Raw genomic sequence first — 18654 nt, 5'->3', positions numbered from 1 at the left:
ACTTCCTCCACACCTACAACCACCACCGCTGCCACACCGCACTCGGCGGACACCCGCCCATCAGCCGCGTCAACAACACTGCGGGTCAATACACCTAGGTACAGGCCGAGCAGGTAGCTGTACGCAGCCTCATCCAGCCTCCGTCCGTGGCAGCGCGGACAGGGCGGGTCGTGGCGGCCTGGGCACTCACCTCGCTTCCGCCCGGTCCTCATGCTTCCAGTAGCCGACCGTGCCCACGGGTACGTTCAGCTTGCGGGCCACGTCGGCGTTCCTCACATCGCCGCGCAGCAGGGTGAGCGCCTTTTGTCGCACCTCTGTGCCATGGAAGTTCATGCGACCACTCTGGGTCACCGAAGCCGGTCACATACAGCAAAAAGCGGAGGATCACGCGAACGTGATCCTCCGCTTTCGGCCGTGGTGTGCCCGGTGTGGGATTCGAACCCACATGCCCAAAGGGCACGGCATTTTGAGTGCCGCGAGTCTGACCAGTTCCTCCAACCGGGCAAGCTGGAAAGCCGTGGGAAGTGTACCGGTTCACCGCGCGTCCCTGCAGCTAGGTACCCTGCTGGAAGCAGAGCCCCTGCCCCGTACCGAGGAGCCTCAGTGACCGCCCCCGAGTCGCCCCAGCCCGTAGACGTGCCCGACGACGACAAGTCGCACGTACCTCCGCTGACGACCCGTGTCGTCATCGCCGAGGACGAGGCCCTGATCCGGCTCGACCTGAAGGAGATGCTGGAGGAGGAGGGGTACACCGTCGTCGGCGAGGCCGGGGACGGTGAGCGCGCCGTCGAGCTGGCCCGCGAGCACCGGCCGGACCTGGTCATCCTGGACGTGAAGATGCCCAAGCTGGACGGCATCTCCGCGGCCGAGAAGATCGCCGAGGAGTCCATCGCGCCGGTCCTGATGCTCACCGCCTTCTCGCAGCGCGACCTCGTCGAGCGCGCCCGGGACGCCGGTGCCATGGCGTACCTGGTCAAGCCGTTCAGCAAGAGCGACGTCGTCCCGGCGATCGAGATGGCCGTCTCCCGGTTCACCGAGCTGAAGCAGCTGGAGCAGGAGGTCGCCGACCTCACGCAGCGGCTGGAGACCCGCAAGCTGGTCGACCGTGCGAAGTCCATCCTGCAGACGGAGTACGGCCTGACCGAGCCGGCCGCCTTCCGCTGGATCCAGAAGACGTCGATGGACCGCCGCATGTCGATGCAGCAAGTCGCGGAGGCGGTCGTCGCGGACAGCGAGGAGAAGAAGGCGGCCAAGAAGAGCTGAGCGGCCCCCGCGTACGACGAGGCCCGCACCCCGGAGAAGAGGGTGCGGGCCTCGTCGTCGTATACGGACGGATCCGTGCGGCGGATCAGTCCTCGCCGAGGTAGGCCTTGCGGACGGACTCGTCGTGCAGCAGGTCCTGTCCCGTGCCGGACAGGACGATGTTGCCGACCTCCATGACATGACCCTGGTCGGCGAGGGAGAGCGCCGCCTGGGCGTTCTGCTCGACCAGCAGGATCGTGGTGCCCTGTGCCTTCAGCTCGGCGATGGTCGCCATGATCTTCTGCATCATGATCGGGGACAGACCCATCGAGGGTTCGTCCAGCATGAGCAGCTTCGGCTGGGACATCAGTGCCCTGCCCATGGCCAGCATCTGCTGCTCGCCGCCGGAGAGGGTGCCCGCGGCCTGCTTGCGCCGTTCCCCGAGGATGGGGAAGAGGTCGTAGGCGCGCTGGATGTCCTTCTCGATGCCCGGCTTGTCGTTGCGCAGGAACGCGCCGAGGCGCAGGTTGTCCTCGATGCTCATGCGCGGGAAGATGTGCCGCCCCTCGGGGGAGTGGGCGAGGCCCAGGGAGACCACTTGGTGGGCGGGGACCTTCTTCAGCGACCTGCCGTTGAACTTGATCTGGCCGCCGACCGGCTTGAGCAGTCCGGACAGGGTGCGCAGGGTGGTGGTCTTGCCGGCGCCGTTGGTGCCGATGAGGGTGACGACCTGACCGGCCTCGACCTTGAAGGAGATGCCCTTGACGGCTTCGATCTTGCCGTAGGCGACTTTCAGGTCCTCGACTTCCAGCATGGTGGTCATCGGTCGTTCTCCTTGCCGGGCGCGGCGTCCGTGGTGGTGTCGGCGTGTGCCTCGGCGGCCTCCACCTCGGCGGCCTCTTCGGCGCCGGGTGCGTTCTCGAAGGGTTCGCCGAGGTAGGCCGCGACGACCCGTTCGTCGCCCTGGACGGTCGCGCTGTCGCCTTCGATGAGCTTTTCGCCCTGGACGAGTACGGCGACGCGGTCGCACAGGTTGAAGATGAAGCGCATGTCGTGCTCGATGACGAGGACGGCGATGCCCATGTCGCGGATGGCGAAGACGAGTTCCTCGGTGGTCCGGGTCTCCTGGGGGTTCATGCCGGCGGTCGGTTCGTCGAGGAGCAGCAGTCCGGGTTCGCTGGCGAGGGCGCGGGCGATTTCCAGTTTGCGCTGTTCGCCGTAGGGCAGGTTGCGGGCGAGGTGTTCGGCCTTGTGGTCGAGGCCGACGAAGGCCAGCAGTTCCATGGCGCGGTCTCTGGAGGCTTTTTCGGCTTTGTGGAAGCCGGGGCCGCGCAGGATGGCGGACCAGAATCCTTCTTTGGTGCGGGTGTGCCGGCCGACGAGGACGTTTTCCAGGACGGTCATGTTGGCGAAGAGCCGGATGTTCTGGAAGGTGCGTGCGATGCCGGCCGCGGTGACCTTGAAGGATTTGGGCGGCAGGACGTTGCCTTTGTAGCGGACTTCGCCTTCGGTGGGGACGTAGAGGCCGGTCAGGCAGTTGAAGAAGGTGGTCTTGCCGGCGCCGTTGGGGCCGATGAGGCCGACGATCTCGCCGGCGCCGACGGTGAGGTCGACGCCGCGTACGGCGGTGAGGCCGCCGAAGCGCATGGTGACGCCGCGGGCGTCGAGGACGGTTTCGCCGGGCGTGGTGGCGCCGGGGGTGGTGTCCTTGGTGGTGGTGTCGGTGGTCATGGTGATCAGGCCCCCGCCTTCGTCAGGAGGGTGGGTGCGTCCGCGTCTTCGTGGAACTCGAGCTGGCGGCGCCGGTTGGGGATGAGGCCCTCGGGGCGGAACCGCATGAGGAGGATGAGCGCGAGGCCGAAGGCGAAGAGCTGGTAGTTGCCGAGGAACTGGAGCTTGTTGGGGATGAGGAAGAGCAGGGCGGCGCCGATGAGCGGGCCGCTGATGGTGCCCATGCCGCCGAGGACGACCGCGGCGAGGAGGAAGGCGGAGTTGGGCGGGATGGGGCCGGCGAACAGGTACTGCTCGGGGGTCACGGTGTAGGTGACGTGGGCCTGGACGGTGCCGGCGAGGCCGGCGAGGGAGGCGCCGACGGCGAAGGCGATGAGTTTGACGCGGAAGCCGTTGATGCCCATGGCGAGGGCCGCGGTCTCGTCCTCGCGGATGGCGACCCAGGCGCGTCCGATGCGGGAGTTGCCGCTGCGGCGGAAGACCAGCACCACGATGGCGGTGATGATCAGCATGAGGAAGAAGTAGTTGGCGAACCGGCCGATGCTGAAGCCGCCCATGTCGTGCTGGGCGCCGAAGTCGAAGCCGAGGACGTCGAGGTTGGGGATGGAGGAGATGCCGTTGGAGCCGTTGGTGAGGTCGGGTCCGGAGGTGCCGTCGAGGTTGTTGGCGGTGATGCGGAAGATCTCACCGAAGCCGAGGGTGACGATGGCGAGGTAGTCGCCGCGCAGCCGGAGTGTCGGGGCGCCGATGAGGACGCCGAAGACGAGGGAGGCGGCGGCGCCGACCAGGACGGCGGCCCAGAACGGGAAGTGGACGTGGAAGGGGGAGCTGGGGGAGCCGGAGACCAGGGCGGCCGCGTAGGCGCCGACGCCGAGGAAGGCGACGTATCCGAGGTCGAGGAGGCCGGCGAGGCCGACGACGATGTTCAGGCCGAGGGCGACGGTGGCGAAGATGAGGATGTAGACGCCGAGGGTCGCGTACTGGTCGTCGGTCTGGGTGAAGGGGAAGAGTGCCGCCGCGACGAAGGCGCCGCAGATGGTGATGTTCGTGTGCCGGGAGGCGATCTGGGAGGCGTGGGCGATGACGCCGGCCTTGTTGAGGGCGGCGAAGCCGAAGCCGGCGGTGACGAGGAAGCCGATGAACAGTTCGTCGTACTCGGTGCCGATGCCGTAGGTGAAGACGACGAGGCCGAGGGCGAGCATCGCGACGATGAGGAGGATCTCGGCGTACGAGGGGAGCGTGGCGACGGGCCGGGGGGAGCCGGCGGCGAAGGCGGCCTTGGTGATCTCCCACTTGTGTGCGGCGCCGTGCTTGAACTTCTCCCAGCCGGTGTCGTCGGGGTCGATCGGGTCGGGCTCGGGCCGCCGGAAGGGCAGGGCGAGGGCGCCGGCGAGGGCGGCGAGGCTGCTGACGGCGACGAGGTAGCCGCCGGGTTCGAGGTTGACGACTCCGCCGAGGTCGGTGCTGATCGCGATGACCGTGTACCAGGCGGTGGCGAAGGTGGCCAGGGTGGCGAACTTCAGGGCGGGGGCGGGGCCGGCGGGTACCAGCCAGGCCAGGCCGCGCAGGCCGTAGGAGGCGAGGGCGAAGAGGGTGGCGAGGGCCGCGCCGATGAGGACGAGGACCTGCAGGCCGCCCGGGTAGCCGTAGACGGTGAGGTCGCCGGGGAATTCGGAGGTCCAGGTCCAGGCGAGGAAGGTGGAGACGATGGTCAGGACGCTGCCGCCGAGGGCGAGGGCGCGGGCGGCGTTCTCCGGCAGGGGCAGCAGGCCGGTCGGGGTGTCGGCCTTGCGGGCGCCGGGGGTGTCGGGTGCGCTGGTCTGTGTGGTCATCGGTCTCACGCCCTGTCCGCGACGCGCTCGCCGAGCAGGCCCTGTGGCCTGAACAGCAGTACGAGGATGAGGAGTACGAAGGCCCAGACGTCGGCCCAGGACTGGCTGCCGAACTTGTCCATGCCGGGGATGTCGGCGATGTAGGCGGTGGCGAGGGTCTCGGCCACGCCGAGGACGATGCCGCCGATCATGGCTCCGTAGATGTTGCCGATGCCGCCGAGGACGGCGGCGGTGAACGCCTTCAGACCGAGGATGAAGCCCATGCGGAAGTTGATCTCGCCGTACTTCAGGCCGTAGGCGACGGCTCCGACGGCGGCGAACGCGGCGCCGAGGGCGAACGCGATCACGATGATGCGGTCGGTGTTGACGCCCATCAGCTTGGCGGTGTCGGGGTCCTGTGCGGTGGCCTGCATGCCGCGGCCGGTGCGGGTCTTCATCACGAAGTAGGCGAGGACGGCCATGCTGATGGGGGCGGCGACGACGAGGAAGACGTCGCCGGTCTGGATGGTGACGCTGCCGATCTCGAACGGGCCGCCCTCGATCTGCGGGAACGTGCGCGCGGACTTCGCCTCCGGGTACCAGGCCCATACCGCCTGCTGCAGGGCCAGGGAGAGGCCGATGGCGGTGATCAGGGGGGCGAGGCGGGGAGCGTTGCGGAGGGGCCGGTAGGCGAACCGTTCCGCCCCGACGGCGATGGCGACCGCGACGATCACGGCGCCGACGATCATCAGCGGCAGCGCGAGCCACATGCTGGTGCCGCCGGGAAGCCAGAGCCAGACCGTGAGGGCGCCGAACGCGCCCGTCATGAAAATCTCGCCGTGGGCGAAGTTGATGAGCTGGACGATGCCGTAGACCATTGTGTAGCCGATGGCGACCAGCCCGTACATGGATCCTAGTAGCAGGCCGTTGACCAGCTGCTGCGGCAGTTCGTTCACCGCATGTCCTCCGAGCGTTCGGAAAGTGCGAGGGATGTGGCCGGATGCGAGTCCGCGCGGGGCGCCAGTGGAACAGCGCCCCGCGCGGCTCTTGAGTGGGTCGGGTGTGGATCAGCCGGTGTAGGTACCGGACTTGACGGGGGCCCAGGCACCGTTCTTCACGGCGTAGACGGTCAGCTGCTTGTTGGTGGCGTCGCCGTACTCGTCGAAGGAGACCTTGCCGGTCACGCCGTCGAAGGACACGCTCTGCATCGCCTCGGTGATCTTGGCGCGGGCGTCGGAGGGGAGCTTGCCGCCGTTGGCGTCGACGACCTTCTTCACGGCCTCGATGATCGCCCAGGCGGAGTCGTAGGAGTAGCCGCCGTAGGCGGAGTACTCCTCCTTGTAGCCCGCGGCCTTGTAGTCGGCCACGTACTGCTTGGCGGAGGGCAGGTCCTCGACCGGGGCGCCGACGGAGGTGGCCAGGTCGCCGGTGGCCTCGGAGCCCGCCAGCTTCATGAAGGTGTCGTCCTTGATGCCGTCGCCGCCGACCAGCGGGATCTTGGCGCCGGCGGCCTTGATCTGCTTGCTGAGCGGGCCGGCCTGCGGGTACTCGCCGCCGTAGTAGACGACCTGGGCGCCGGAGTTCTTCACCTTGGTGGCGATGGCGGAGAAGTCCTTGGCGTCGGGGTTGATGTGCTCGGTGCCGACGACCTTGCCGCCGAGCTTCTTGAACTCCGTGGTGAAGGTGGCGGCGAGGCCGGAGCCGTAGGTCTTCTTGTCGTCGATGACGAAGACCTTCTGCTTCTTGGCGGTGTTGTAGACGTACTGGGCGGCGAACGGGCCCTGGATGGCGTCCGTGGTCGCGGTGCGGAAGTACGCCTTGTAGGGGCGGACCTTCTTGTTCTGCCAGTCCGGGCCCTGGGTCAGGGCCGGGCCGGTGTTGGCCGGGGACACCTGGACCAGCTTGGCGTCGTCGAAGACCTTCTGCATCGACTCGGAGACCGAGGAGTTGAGCGGGCCGACGACGCCGAGGACGCTCTTGTCCGAGACGAACGTGGAGGCGTTCTGCTGGCCGGCGGACGGCTGGGCCTGGTCGTCGCGGGCGTCGATCTTGAAGGTGATGCCCTTGACCAGGTTCTGCTTGTTGGCGTTCCTGGTGGCGAGGTCCGCCGAGTTCTTGATGCCGAGGCCCATGGCGGACAGGTCGCCGGTCAGGGGGGCGTCCACGCCGATGACGACGGTGGTGCCGCCGTTGCCCGAGTCGGAGCCCTTGTCGCCGCTGTCGCGCGAGCCGCAGGCGGTGAGGGTGAGCGCTCCCGCCGCCAGCGCGGCGGTGATGGCGATAAGCGAACGTTGACGCACGATCAGTCCTTTCCCCAGGCACAACCGCCTCCCCGTGGAAGCGGCCGAGTCGCGCGCCGCGCTGATTTTGGACAATCCGAAGGCGCGGTGACTGGCCGTGACTCTAAGCGTGTGTGGGGAACGTGGAGGAGTGTCTGACCCAGGCTGTGACGCTCTTGTTATGACACGACGTAATGCACAGCGGTACTGGGTGGGGTGGAAGGTGGAATTCAGGTGGATTCGCGCCGTCCACATTCTGAGAACCCGCAGGACTCGCCGTGATCATTCCAGGTGTCTCAGCTGTTTTGGTGATTACCGGGTTCTGTTGCTGCAGGCTACTTCCAGGGCGTGGGAGAGGTCCTGTGCGTAGCGGGGCCCCGGGATGAAGCTCTGCGTCTGTATTGCACGCGTATTACGCAGAGTTACGTCGAGGAAAGGGAGCCCGGCGTCCGTGGGGGCTTTTTCGCATTCCGTCACATGCATGGTTATTGTGATCTTGCGGGCCGTATGTGCCCGGATTCGCAGCGGTGCGGGTGGCTCCGTGGTCAGGGCGAGCCCCGCGTACGGCTGGCCCACCCGGGTCACGGTGACCGGCGGACCCGACGCCACGCTCACCAGGACGGCGAAGCCGAAGCTGCGCGGCGGGGCGCCCGGGGGAGGGGTCCGGGCGTCGAGGTAGGTCACGTCGACGACTTGGGCGGGGTACGGCGCCTGTGCGGGTCCGCGGGGCGGGTGCGGGGGCGGCTGCTGCGGCCGTGAGGCGTACAGGTATCCGCCGCCTCCCAGGAGGACGGCCGCGGCGGCCAGGGCGATGACGATCCGCCGGTGGCGGGCGTACCAGGCGGCCGGGGAGGGGCGCCCGCGGCCGGCCGGAGAGGCGGCCTCCGGGTGCCGGTCGTCCCGTGCGCGCGTGCCCTCGCCGGGCTCCGGAGGTCCGATGCCGCTCATGTCCACGGGCCCCCGCTCGGGGTCCCGTGCCGGTATCGCCCGGTACACGCCGCGCGTGCCTGACGGGCAATCAACTTGTCGGCTTCCAGCGCGCCTTGACGGTGCCTCAGTGAGCGTGCCGCGTCCACGACGTCGCGCAGGATCTCGTACTGGCCGTGGGACAGGCCCATCGACTGGTAGTCGCCGTAGGAGCCACCGTCGAGGACCTCGCGCGACCAGTAGGTGATGATCCGCGCGCACAACTCGGCGTCGGAGACGGGCCGGCCGGGGCCCGGGGAGCTGGCGGCCGCGGAACCCGGAGCGGGCGTGGAGGCGGTCGCGGAACCGGGGGCGGGCGTGGGGGCGGTCGCGGAACCGGGGGCGGGCGTGGGGGCGGCCGAGGAGTGCGGGGACGCGGGGGAGCCGCTCGGTCCGGCGCAGCCGGTCGCGCACAGCACCGCCGGCACCGCCAGCCCGAGCACCAGGAACCTCACCCCCGGCCGGGGGCCTCCTCGCCGTCCCATGTGCCGAAGCTAAGGGGAGGGAGGGCGAGAGGCAACGCTCCGGCGGAGCCTGGCTCAGCTTCCGGCGGGCTCCGTGGACCCGTCGCCCGGCCGCACGTCCCGCAGCAGGCAGGTCAGCCGGGCGGTGCACACCCGGCGGTCCGCCTCGTCGCTGATCACGATCTCGTACGTCGCCGTCGACCGGCCCCGGTGCACCGGCGTGGCCACGCCCGTCACCAGGCCCGAGCGGACCCCGCGGTGGTGCGTGCAGTTCAGGTCCACCCCGACCGCGATCTTCGAGGCGCCGCCGTGCAGCATCGAGCCGACCGAGCCCAGGGTCTCGGCGAGCACCGCGGAGGCGCCGCCGTGCAGCAGGCCGTACGGCTGGGTGTTGCCCTCCACCGGCATGGTCCCGACGACCTTGTCCGCCGAGGCCTCCAGGATCTGCACCCCCATGCGCGTGCCCAGATGGCCGGCGGAGAACAGGGCGGGCAGGTCCACACCGAGCGCCGCGTACTCGTCGATGACCTCCTGCGGGAACTTCACTCGCTGCTGCTCACCCATGGGCCCGGCTCCGTTCGTCGTCCAGTGACTGCTCGCTGAGCAAACGCTCAGTCGGTCGCCGATTGTTCCAGACGGCTCCCGGTGTCCCCGGTGTGGTCCTCCAGTCGTACGACGACGGACTTGCTGGCCGGGGTGTTGCTGGTGTCGGCGGTGGCGTCCAGCGGCACCAGCACGTTCGTCTCGGGGTAGTACGCGGCCGCACACCCGCGGGCCGTCGGATACAGCACCACCCGGAAGCCGGGCGCCCGCCGCTCCACCCCATCCCGCCACTCGCTCACCAGGTCGACGTACGACCCCTCGGCGACCCCGAGCGCGCGGGCGTCCTCGGGATGCACCAGCACCACCCGGCGCCCGCCGGTGATGCCCCGGTACCGGTCGTCCAGGCCGTAGATCGTGGTGTTGTACTGGTCGTGCGAACGCAGGGTCTGCAGCAGCAGCCGGCCTTCGGGCAGCGCCGGGTACTCCACCGGGGCCGCCGTGAAGTTCGCCTTGCCCGTGGCGGTCGGGAAGCGGCGCTCGTCGCGCGGGGCGTGCGGCAGCGCGAAGCCGCCGGGCCGCGCCACGCGCGCGTTGAAGTCCTCGAAACCGGGGATCACGCGCGCGATGCGGTCACGGATCGCCGCGTAGTCCCTCGCGAACTCCTCCCACGGCACGACACTGCGCTCGCCGAGCACCCGGCGCGCGAGCCCGCAGACGATGGCCGGCTCGGACCGCAGCCGCGGGCTCGCGGGCTTCAAGCGCCCGCGCGAGGCGTGCACCATGCCCATGGAGTCCTCGACCGTCACGAACTGCTCGCCGCCGTCCTGCACATCGCGCTCCGTGCGGCCCAGGGTGGGCAGGATCAGCGCCCGCGCGCCCGTGACCACGTGCGAGCGGTTCAGCTTGGTCGACACGTGCACCGTCAGCCGCGCGCGGCGCATCGCGGCCTCGGTGACCTCGGTGTCGGGCGAGGCGGAGACGAAGTTGCCGCCCATGGCGAAGAACACCTTCGCCTCGCCGTCGCGCAGCGCGCGGATGGCCCGTACGACGTCGAAGCCGTGTTCGCGCGGCGGCGCGAAACCGAACTCCTTCTCCAGGGCGTCCAGGAACGCGGGGGCGGGCCGCTCGAAGATGCCCATGGTGCGGTCGCCCTGCACGTTGCTGTGCCCGCGCACCGGGCACACGCCCGCGCCGGGGCGGCCGATGTTGCCGCGCAGCAGCAGGAAGTTGACCACCTCGCGGATGGTCGGGACGGCGTGCTTGTGCTGGGTGAGGCCCATGGCCCAGCAGACGATGGTCCGCTCGGAGGCGAGGACCATGCCGAGGGCCCGTTCGATCTCCGCGCGCGTGAGACCGGTCGCGGTCAGCGTCTCGTCCCAGTCGGCGGCACGCGCGGCCGCCGCGAACTCCTCGAAGCCGTGCGTGTGGTCACGGACGAACTCCTCGTCGACCGCGCCGTCCGTCTCCAGAATCAGCTTGTTGAGGAGCCGGAAGAGGGCCTGGTCGCCGCCGATGCGGATCTGCAGGAACAGGTCGGTGAGCGAGGCGCCCTTGAGGAGGCCCTGCGGGGTCTGGGGGTTCTTGAAACGCTCCAGGCCCGCCTCGGGCAGCGGATTGACGCTGATGACCCGCGCGCCGTTCGCCTTGGCCTTCTCCAGCGCGGAGAGCATCCGCGGATGGTTCGTGCCCGGGTTCTGGCCCGCGACGATGATCAGGTCGGCCTGGTACAGGTCCTCCAGCAGGACGCTGCCCTTGCCGATGCCGATGGTCTCGTTCAGCGCGGACCCCGACGACTCGTGGCACATGTTCGAGCAGTCCGGCAGGTTGTTCGTGCCCAGCTCGCGCGCGAAGAGCTGGTACAGGAACGCGGCCTCGTTGCTGGTGCGGCCCGAGGTGTAGAAGACGGCCTCGTCCGGGGAGCCGAGGGCGGCGATCTCCTCGGCGACGATGTCGAAGGCGCGCTCCCAGGAGACCGGCTCGTAGTGCGTGCCGCCCTCGGGGAGGTACATCGGGTGCGTGAGCCGGCCCTGCTGGCCCAGCCAGTAGCCGCTGCGGCCGGACAGGTCGGCGACGGAGTGCGCGGTGAAGAACTCGGGCGTGACCCGGCGCAGGGTGGCCTCCTCGGCCACCGCCTTGGCGCCGTTCTCGCAGAACTCCGCCGCGTGCCGGTGGTCCGGCTCCGGCCAGGCGCAGCCCGGGCAGTCGAAGCCGTCCTTCTGGTTCACGCGCAGCAGTGTCAGCGCCGTGCGCCGCACGCCCATCTGCTGCTGGGCGATGCGCAGCGTGTGCCCGATGGCCGGCAGTCCGGCCGCCGCGTGCTTCGGCTCCGCGACCTGCGGTGCGTCCTGAACCGGATCACCCTTGGGCGGCTTCGTCGCCATCGCACGGTCCCCTTCGACTGCCTGTGAGAAGTACGCGGACGATCCTCCCACGGCCCACCGACAGGGGAGGGGGCCGGTGGCCGCCGCCTCGCACGCGCACGGCCGCCGTCACGCCACGCGACCGGAACGCACCGGTCCGTACCGGGGACGGGCCGCCCGGGCCGGAGTGTCAGTGCGGCGTGGCAGGATCGGGGACGTGGCAGAGACAGCACCGAAGCAGACCGACAAGACCCCCGGCGGCACCCGTCCCCGGCTGATGCTCATGGACGGGCACTCGCTGGCCTACCGCGCGTTCTTCGCGCTGCCCGCGGAGAACTTCACCACCGCGACCGGCCAGCCGACGAACGCGATCTACGGCTTCGCGTCGATGCTGGCCAACACCCTGCGTGACGAGGCGCCCACGCACTTCGCGGTGGCCTTCGACGTCTCCCGCAAGACCTGGCGCTCCGAGCGGTTCACCGAGTACAAGGCGAACCGTTCCAAGACCCCGGACGAGTTCAAGGGCCAGGTCGAGCTGATCGGCGAGCTGCTCGACGCGATGCACGCCCCGCGCTTCGCCGTCGAGGGGTACGAGGCGGACGACGTCATCGCCACCCTCGCCACCCAGGCCGAGGCCGCGGGCTTCGAGGTGCTGATCGTCACCGGTGACCGCGACTCCTTCCAGCTGGTCACCGAGAACACCACCGTGCTCTACCCGACGAAGGGCGTCTCGGAGCTGACCCGGTTCACCCCGGAGAAGGTTTTCGAGAAGTACGGCTTGACGCCCGCCCAGTACCCGGACTTCGCGGCCCTGCGCGGCGACCCGTCGGACAACCTCCCCGGCATCCCCGGCGTCGGCGAGAAGACCGCCGCGAAGTGGATCAACCAGTTCGGCTCGTTCGCCGAGCTGGTCGAGCGGGTCGAGGAGGTCAAGGGCAAGGCCGGGCAGAACCTCCGCGACCACTTGGAGTCCGTCAAGCTCAACCGCGTCCTGACCGAGCTGGAGCGCGAGGTGGAGCTGCCCCGGACGGTCGCTGGCCTGGAGCGCGCCCCGTACGACCGCAAGGCCGTCGCGATGATCCTGGACACCCTGGAGATCCGCAACCCGTCCCTGCGCGAGCGCCTCTTCGCCGTCGACCCCGGCACCGAGGAGGCCGAGACCACCCCGGTCGCCACCGACGGCGTCGAGATCGACGGCCGCATCCTGCGCACCGGCGAGCTGGCACCCTGGCTCGCCGAGCACGGCACCGGGACCCTGGGCGTCGCCACCGTCGGCACCTGGGCGCTGGGCACCGGCTCGGTCGCCGAGGTCGCCCTCGCCGCGGCCGGGGGAGCGGCGGTCTGGTTCGACCCGGCCGAGCTGGACGAGGCCGACGAGAACGCCTTCGCGGCCTGGCTGGCCGACGCCGGCCGCCCCAAGGTGCTCCACAACGCCAAGGGCGCCATGCGCGTCTTCGCCGAGCACGGCTGGAGCGTCGAGGGTGTGACCATGGACACCGCGCTCGCCGCCTACCTGGTCAAGCCCGGCCGCCGCTCCTTCGACCTGGACGCGCTGTCCCTGGAGTACCTGCACCGCGAGCTGGCCCCCGCCGCCGCGGCCGACGGCCAGCTGGCCTTCGGCGCGGACGAGGGCGCCGAGGCCGAGGCCCTGATGGTCCAGGCCCGCGCCGTCCTGGACCTCGGCACGGCCTTCGAGGAGCGCCTGGCGGAGGTCGGCGCCGCGGATCTGCTCCGGGACATGGAGCTGCCCACCTCCGCGCTGCTGGCCCGCATGGAGCGCCACGGCATCGCGGCGGACCGCCCGCACCTCGAATCGATGGAACAGATGTTCGCGGGCGCGGTGCAGCAGGCCGTGAAGGAGGCGCACGCCGCGGCCGGCCACGAGTTCAACCTGGGCTCGCCCAAGCAGCTCCAGGAAGTCCTCTTCGGCGAGCTGGCGCTGCCCAGGACGAAGAAGACCAAGACCGGCTACACCACCGACGCCGACGCGCTGGCCTGGCTCGCCACCCAGACCGACAACGAACTGCCGGTGATCATGCTCCGGCACCGGGAGCAGGCGAAGCTCCGCGTCACCGTCGAGGGCCTGATCAAGACCATCGCGGGCGACGGCCGTATCCACACCACCTTCAACCAGACGGTGGCCGCGACCGGACGCCTGTCCTCCACGGACCCCAACCTCCAGAACATCCCCGTCCGCACGGACGAGGGCCGGGCGATCCGCCGGGGCTTCGTGGTCGGCGAGGGTTTCGAGTCCCTGATGACCGCGGACTACAGCCAGATCGAGCTGCGCGTGATGGCCCACCTCTCCGAGGACGAGGGCCTGATCCGGGCGTTCACCTCCGGCGAGGACCTGCACACCACCGCCGCCTCCCAGGTGTTCGGCGTCGAGCCCGGCGCGGTCGACGCGGAGATGCGGCGCAAGATCAAGGCGATGTCCTACGGACTGGCCTACGGCCTGTCCGCGTTCGGCCTCTCCCAGCAGCTGAACATCGAGGCGGCCGAGGCCCGCGCGCTGATGGACGCCTACTTCGAGCGTTTCGGCGGGGTGCGGGACTACCTGCGCCGGGCGGTCGACGAGGCCCGGGCGACGGGCTACACGGCGACGCTGTTCGGCCGCCGCCGCTACCTCCCCGACCTCAACAGCGACAACCGCCAGCGCCGGGAGGCGGCCGAGCGCATGGCCCTCAACGCGCCCATCCAGGGCACGGCGGCGGACATCGTGAAGATCGCCATGCTCAAGGTGGACAGCGCGCTGCGGGCGGCGGACCTGAAGTCCCGCATGCTCCTCCAGGTCCACGACGAAATCGTCCTGGAGATCGCCCCCGGCGAGCGGACGGCGGCCGAGGAACTCGTCCGCCGCGAGATGTCCGAGGCCGTCCACCTCAGGGCCCCGCTGGACGTCTCGGTGGGCGTGGGCCCGGACTGGGAATCGGCAGCCCACTAGCAGCCTGCGCCACACGGACGGGGGCGAGCGGGGGGCCGCACCCCGGGCGCGGGCTGCAACTCCGAGGGGGTCGCAGCTCCGAGGGGGGCGCTGCAACCCCGAGCGGGGGCCGCACCGCGAGCGGGGCTGCAACTCCGAGCGGGGGCCGCACCCGGAGGGGGCTGCAACTCCGAGAGGGGCGCTGCAACCCCGAGCGCCGGGGCTCTGCAAGCCGGGGGAGGCGGGCGTCGGCCGGACGAGGCCAACGCCCGCTCACGCCTGCCACCGCGCGCCACCGCTCGCCGCTTCCTTCCCCGCCCGGGCTTCCCCCATCCGGGCTTCCCTCACCCGGGCCAACGTTTCTCCGCCGCAACGGCGATCAACCGGGCCGGCGCATCCCGGCGGTGCCGGACTCACCACAGCCGGCACAGTTTCGTCCGGTGGGGCCCGGCGGTGCCGGACTCACCGCAGCCCCGCAGAGCCCCGGCGGGTGGGTCCCGCAGTACTGGACCCACCGCAACCGGCACAGCCCCTCCGGCGGCGCCCGGCGAAGCCGAACCCGCTCGGCACCCCCATGCCCCGCTCGGCACCCCGCCCCACCCCCACGGCACCCCGCCCCACCCTCCGCCAACCCGCCCGGCACCCCACGGCGCCCACCCCACCTCTCCCCGCCAACCCGCCGAACCCCCGGAGGGCCCGTCACTCTCGTGGACCCCGTCAGAACGCCCCCGCCCCCCCGCAGCCGCAACACTGCGAGCATGGGTATACGCATGCTTCACCGCCGGACGCCCGAGGCAGCCACCGCGGCCTGGGCGGACATCGTCTCGGCGCAGGCCGTGCCCGCCGCGCCCGTCCCGGCCCTCGCGGCCGACGCAAGCACCGCCCGCGTCCCGGCCGACCTGGCCACGACCGTCCGCCACGCCGGCCGGCGCCTGCGGCACGGACTCGCCGGCCGCCCGGCCCGCACTCCGGACTGGCGCCAGTGGACCGACCTGGCCCGCGGCTATCTCGCCCTCGTCCTCATCCTGGTCCCGAGATCCCGCCCCCGGCCCACGCTCACGGTCTTCGTCGCGCCCCTCACCGGGCGGCCGGGTGCTCCGGGCTCGCACCGACCACCTCGCCGGGACCCCCAGAGCCCGCACGGCCCCCAGGGCCCGCGGCCGGACGCCAGACCCTGACCGCGACGGCGTACAGCAGCAGCCCCAGGACCACCCCGGCGCCCACGCCGAAGCACAGAGTGGGCACCAGTTCCCACGGCCCCGCGGCCGTACCCCGCCGCTCCCGCCACCGTGCCGTCCGCTGCACCGCGCCCGCCAGCGCGCAGCCGCCGATCACCGCGAACGCGCACCACCGGTCCCGCGCGGACAGCTCCGGCACCCCCGCCGCCGCCCCGCCCGGCGCCCGCCGCACCGCGCGGACCACGAACACCGCGATCACCACGGCACCGGCCGCCGAGGACCCGTACTGCAGCCAGGTGAACAGCGGCATGCCCATCGGCCGGTCCCGGCCGATGGCCGGAATCAGCCGTGTGCCCCACCGGTCGTGGTGCGTGAACGCGTCCCACACCACATGGGTGAGCGCGCCGAGCACCGCGGAGACGTACCACCGGCCCACCGGCGCCGCCCGCACGCGCGCGCGTGGCGCACCGCAGCGCAGCAGCGCGGCCGGCCTCCCCTGCCAGGCCCGCGGCAGCAGCGCCGGCAACGGCTCGCGGACCAGCAGCCACAGCCCCACGAGGGCCCAGGCGATGAGGACGTCGACCGTGACGACCCCGGTGAACGCGTGCGTGACCGTGCCGAACTCCATGCCGCCCGGCAGGACACCGGCCGCGTAGTAGGGCATGTCGGGCGCGTAGGAGCCCGCGACGAGCACCGCCGGTACCAGCCGGCCCCGGCCGCTGCCGTCCCGGCGGACCGCGGGCAGCACGGCCGCCGCGTGACTGAGCGTGAACGGCAACAGAGCCCCCTAGAGCGTCCGACGGCCCCGGCCCCGGCACCGGTGATCGGCTGCGCCCAGTATGCGTGAGCACGGTCCGGGTCCCCGCCGGACGACGACAGTTGGCCAACCGGTGAATTCGGGGCGCGAACGGGTGCCCGCTCAAAGCAAGTTGTCGTAGGGTCACCTGCGTCGCCGTGCTGGGCGCACGGCCGCACACACATCACACAGAGGGAACGGCGGCACAGGGGCAACCAGATCACGGGGTCAACCGTCACACCAGAGCGAGGCAGACAGACGGAGACGGACGCACGGACGTCCATGGGAGGGGTTCACTCTATGGCGGCGCATTTCGGCAGGCGGCTGCGCAAGGGAGCGGCGACCACCGCCGTGGCCGCGGCGGCGGTCGCGGCTCTCTCCGCGTCCCAGGCTCCGGGAGTGACCGGCGAGGACCCCGGCAGACAGGCGGCGACCGGCGCCTCCGCCCCCGTACCCGACGGGTCCGCCGCCGGCAACGCCACCGGCAACTCGCCCTATTACACGGACCTGCCACCGCTGAAGAGCCCCAGCCCCAGCCCCTCGGCCGGCGTCGGCACCCCCGTCGCCCGGGGCGGGGCCGAGGCCGGCATCCCGGCGACGGTCCTCGACGCCTACAAGAAGGCCGAGGCCGAACTCCGCTCCGCCAAGCCCGGCTGCAACCTGCCCTGGCAACTGCTCGCCGCCATCGGCAAGGTCGAGTCGGGACACGCCCGCGGCGGCCGGGTCGACGCCGACGGCACCACCGTCGGCCGGATCCTCGGTCCGCAGCTCGACGGCAACGGCTTCGCGCTCATCCCGGACACCGACGACGGCGCGTACGACGGCAACAGCACCTACGACCAGGCCGTCGGCCCCATGCAGTTCATCCCGTCCACCTGGGCCTGGGCCGGCCGCGACGGCAACGGGGACGGCAAGAAGGACCCCAACAACGTCTACGACGCCGCCCTCGCCGCGGGCCACTACCTGTGCCGCAACGGCTGGGACCTGTCCACCGACGGCGGCCTGCGCAGCGCGATCCTCAGCTACAACAACTCGCAGGACTACCTCGCCCTGGTCCTGAACTGGCTGGAGTACTACCGCAAGGACAGCCACTCCATCCCCGACGGCACCGGCGGCGTGCCCGAGCACCGCAGCGACGGCGGCTCCCCGCGCACCACCTCCCCGGGCCCCGCGCAGCCGCCCACCACCAAGCCGCACCCGAAGCCCCACAAGCCCGGCGGCGACGGCGACGGCAAGGGCGGCCACGAGACCCCCGGCCCCAAGCCGCCGCAGCCGCCCACCCCGCCGACACCCCCGACGCCCACGCCCCCGACGCCCACCCCGCCCTCGCCCCCGCAGACGCCCACCGACCTCGTGGACCACCTGCAGGGCCTGGGCACCGGAAAGCTCACCGCGACGGCCGGCGACGCCTTCGCCGACCCGGTCGGCGTCCGCGCCGAGACCAAGGTCGGCAAGTCCGTCGCCAAGGTCAGGATCAGGTTCACCCTCACCGGCGACACGGACGCCACCTTCGCCGGCGGCGAGACCGTGGCCACGGTCGTCACCGACGCCAAGGGCCTCGCGGCCGCCCCGGCGCTCCAGGCCGGCGAGAAGACCGGCGACTTCAAGGTCACCGCGGCCGTCGTGGGACGCTCGGTCAAGGGGGTCGACTTCACCGCCACGGTCACCGCGCGCGCCGCCGACACCCTGGCCCGCACCGGCGACACCCCGCTGACCTGCACCGCCGGCGGCGAGTTCGCCGACCAGGTCCAGGTGAAGGCGACGTACAAGGGCGCCGTCGCCGGCAAGGTCGCGGCCACCGCCACGCTGATCAAGTCCGACACGGACGCCACGGAGAACGACAAGGGCCCCTACTTCAAGGACGCCGACGGCAAGGCCGTACGCACCCTCACCGGTCTCCAGACGGACGCCAAGGGCCTGCTCACCCTCCCGAAGCTGTACGCGGACGACACCACCGGCACCTTCCTGCTCCGCCTCACCACCACGGGCGGCGCCACGCTCACCGTGGAACTGAAGGTCACGGCCGGCACCGCGCAGAGCCCGGCCCCGAGCGAGTCCGCCTCCTGACGCACGGCGGCACCCAGGGCGCCCCTCCGCTCCGGCGGGAGGGCGCCCTCGTTCGTGCGCGCACCGCTGTTCTCATCTCGCCCGCCCGTTGCTACGGTGCCCGACCTGACGAACCATCAGCAAGCCGTCAGGCACCGACCGTCCGCCGGGAGGCCCCGCATGCGCGCCCTGATCGCCGCCGCGACCGGTCTCGCCCTCGCGTTCGCCCTGGTCCTCGCGATCAGCGCGCTGGGCACGCCGTCGGGCCGGACGTCCCCCAAGCCGCTGCTGACGACGGTGCCCGCGCACCCGTAG

15 protein-coding genes, 1 tRNA gene and 1 pseudogene are annotated in these 18654 nt (G+C 71.3%); 5 read left to right on the top strand and 12 right to left on the bottom strand.

Going from position 1 to position 18654, the window contains the following annotated elements:
- Positions 1-92: 92 nt before the first annotated feature.
- Together IG05_RS45965 and IG05_RS0134735 are read right to left on the bottom strand one after the other, a co-directional pair.
- Positions 93-333, bottom strand: a pseudogene (locus tag IG05_RS45965) (helix-turn-helix domain-containing protein); the annotation flags it as partial.
- A gap of 87 nt (positions 334-420) precedes the next feature.
- Positions 421-504, bottom strand: a tRNA-Leu gene (locus IG05_RS0134735).
- A 99-nt stretch (positions 505-603) separates the two neighbouring features.
- Between IG05_RS0134735 and IG05_RS0134730 the strand changes: the two genes are divergently transcribed.
- The gene (locus IG05_RS0134730; RefSeq protein WP_030348060.1) at positions 604-1263 is read left to right on the top strand and encodes an ANTAR domain-containing response regulator; all 660 of its coding nucleotides are present in this window, start codon (positions 604-606) and stop codon (positions 1261-1263) included.
- A gap of 85 nt (positions 1264-1348) precedes the next feature.
- Here the strand turns inward: IG05_RS0134730 and IG05_RS0134725 are convergent, their stop codons facing one another.
- The 9 genes from IG05_RS0134725 to IG05_RS0134685 form a co-directional block, all read right to left on the bottom strand.
- Positions 1349-2065 carry an ABC transporter ATP-binding protein gene (locus IG05_RS0134725; protein WP_030348059.1) on the bottom strand — a complete coding sequence of 239 codons (717 nt, stop codon included), beginning with the start codon at positions 2063-2065 and terminating at the stop codon, positions 1349-1351.
- Positions 2062-2973 (bottom strand): ABC transporter ATP-binding protein, encoded by a 912-nt coding sequence (locus IG05_RS0134720; protein ID WP_030348058.1) that lies wholly within the window; start codon positions 2971-2973, stop codon positions 2062-2064. Before IG05_RS0134720 ends, IG05_RS0134725 begins: the two co-directional genes overlap by 4 nt.
- A gap of 5 nt (positions 2974-2978) precedes the next feature.
- Positions 2979-4805, bottom strand: coding sequence for a branched-chain amino acid ABC transporter permease (locus tag IG05_RS0134715; protein WP_030348057.1), 1827 nt, complete (start codon positions 4803-4805; stop codon positions 2979-2981).
- A 5-nt stretch (positions 4806-4810) separates the two neighbouring features.
- Positions 4811-5740, bottom strand: coding sequence for a branched-chain amino acid ABC transporter permease (locus tag IG05_RS0134710; protein ID WP_030348056.1), 930 nt, complete (start codon positions 5738-5740; stop codon positions 4811-4813).
- Positions 5741-5851: 111 nt separating this feature from the next.
- Positions 5852-7084: a branched-chain amino acid ABC transporter substrate-binding protein gene (locus IG05_RS0134705; protein ID WP_030348055.1), complete on the bottom strand. Its 1233-nt coding sequence runs from the start codon at positions 7082-7084 to the stop codon at positions 5852-5854.
- A gap of 291 nt (positions 7085-7375) precedes the next feature.
- On the bottom strand, positions 7376-8011 hold the full coding sequence (locus IG05_RS0134700; protein ID WP_030348054.1) for a hypothetical protein: 636 nt from the start codon (positions 8009-8011) through the stop codon (positions 7376-7378).
- A complete protein-coding gene (locus tag IG05_RS0134695) occupies positions 8008-8514 on the bottom strand; it encodes a hypothetical protein (RefSeq protein WP_158839076.1) in 507 nt (168 codons plus the stop codon). Before IG05_RS0134695 ends, IG05_RS0134700 begins: the two co-directional genes overlap by 4 nt.
- A gap of 54 nt (positions 8515-8568) precedes the next feature.
- Positions 8569-9057, bottom strand: coding sequence for a hotdog fold thioesterase (locus IG05_RS0134690; RefSeq protein WP_030348052.1), 489 nt, complete (start codon positions 9055-9057; stop codon positions 8569-8571).
- 47 nt (positions 9058-9104) lie between these two features.
- Positions 9105-11417, bottom strand: coding sequence for an FdhF/YdeP family oxidoreductase (locus IG05_RS0134685; RefSeq protein WP_030348051.1), 2313 nt, complete (start codon positions 11415-11417; stop codon positions 9105-9107).
- Positions 11418-11613: 196 nt separating this feature from the next.
- Here IG05_RS0134685 and polA point away from each other — a divergent pair, with 196 nt between their 5' ends.
- Positions 11614-14340 (top strand): DNA polymerase I, encoded by a 2727-nt coding sequence (polA, locus tag IG05_RS0134680; protein ID WP_030348050.1) that lies wholly within the window; start codon positions 11614-11616, stop codon positions 14338-14340.
- Positions 14341-15077: 737 nt separating this feature from the next.
- Positions 15078-15497 carry a hypothetical protein gene (locus IG05_RS48060; protein WP_158839073.1) on the top strand — a complete coding sequence of 140 codons (420 nt, stop codon included), beginning with the start codon at positions 15078-15080 and terminating at the stop codon, positions 15495-15497.
- Here IG05_RS48060 and IG05_RS0134670 read toward each other — a convergent pair.
- Complete coding sequence (locus IG05_RS0134670) at positions 15397-16275, bottom strand: DUF4184 family protein (RefSeq protein ID WP_030348048.1); 879 nt, start codon at positions 16273-16275, stop codon at positions 15397-15399. The two genes, IG05_RS48060 and IG05_RS0134670, sit on opposite strands and share 101 nt — an antisense overlap.
- Positions 16276-16593: 318 nt before the next feature.
- Between IG05_RS0134670 and IG05_RS0134665 the strand changes: the two genes are divergently transcribed.
- Positions 16594-18360 (top strand): lytic transglycosylase domain-containing protein, encoded by a 1767-nt coding sequence (locus IG05_RS0134665; protein ID WP_030348047.1) that lies wholly within the window; start codon positions 16594-16596, stop codon positions 18358-18360.
- 159 nt (positions 18361-18519) lie between these two features.
- Positions 18520-18654, top strand: coding sequence for an SPW_0924 family protein (locus tag IG05_RS47245; protein WP_107051474.1), 135 nt, complete (start codon positions 18520-18522; stop codon positions 18652-18654).

Source organism: Streptomyces sp. NRRL S-1022 (assembly GCF_000720135.1).
Lineage (GTDB): Bacteria > Actinomycetota > Actinomycetes > Streptomycetales > Streptomycetaceae > Streptomyces.
The sequence above is the reverse complement of the archived record's forward strand: the minus strand, read 5'-3'. Positions and strand labels throughout refer to the sequence as shown.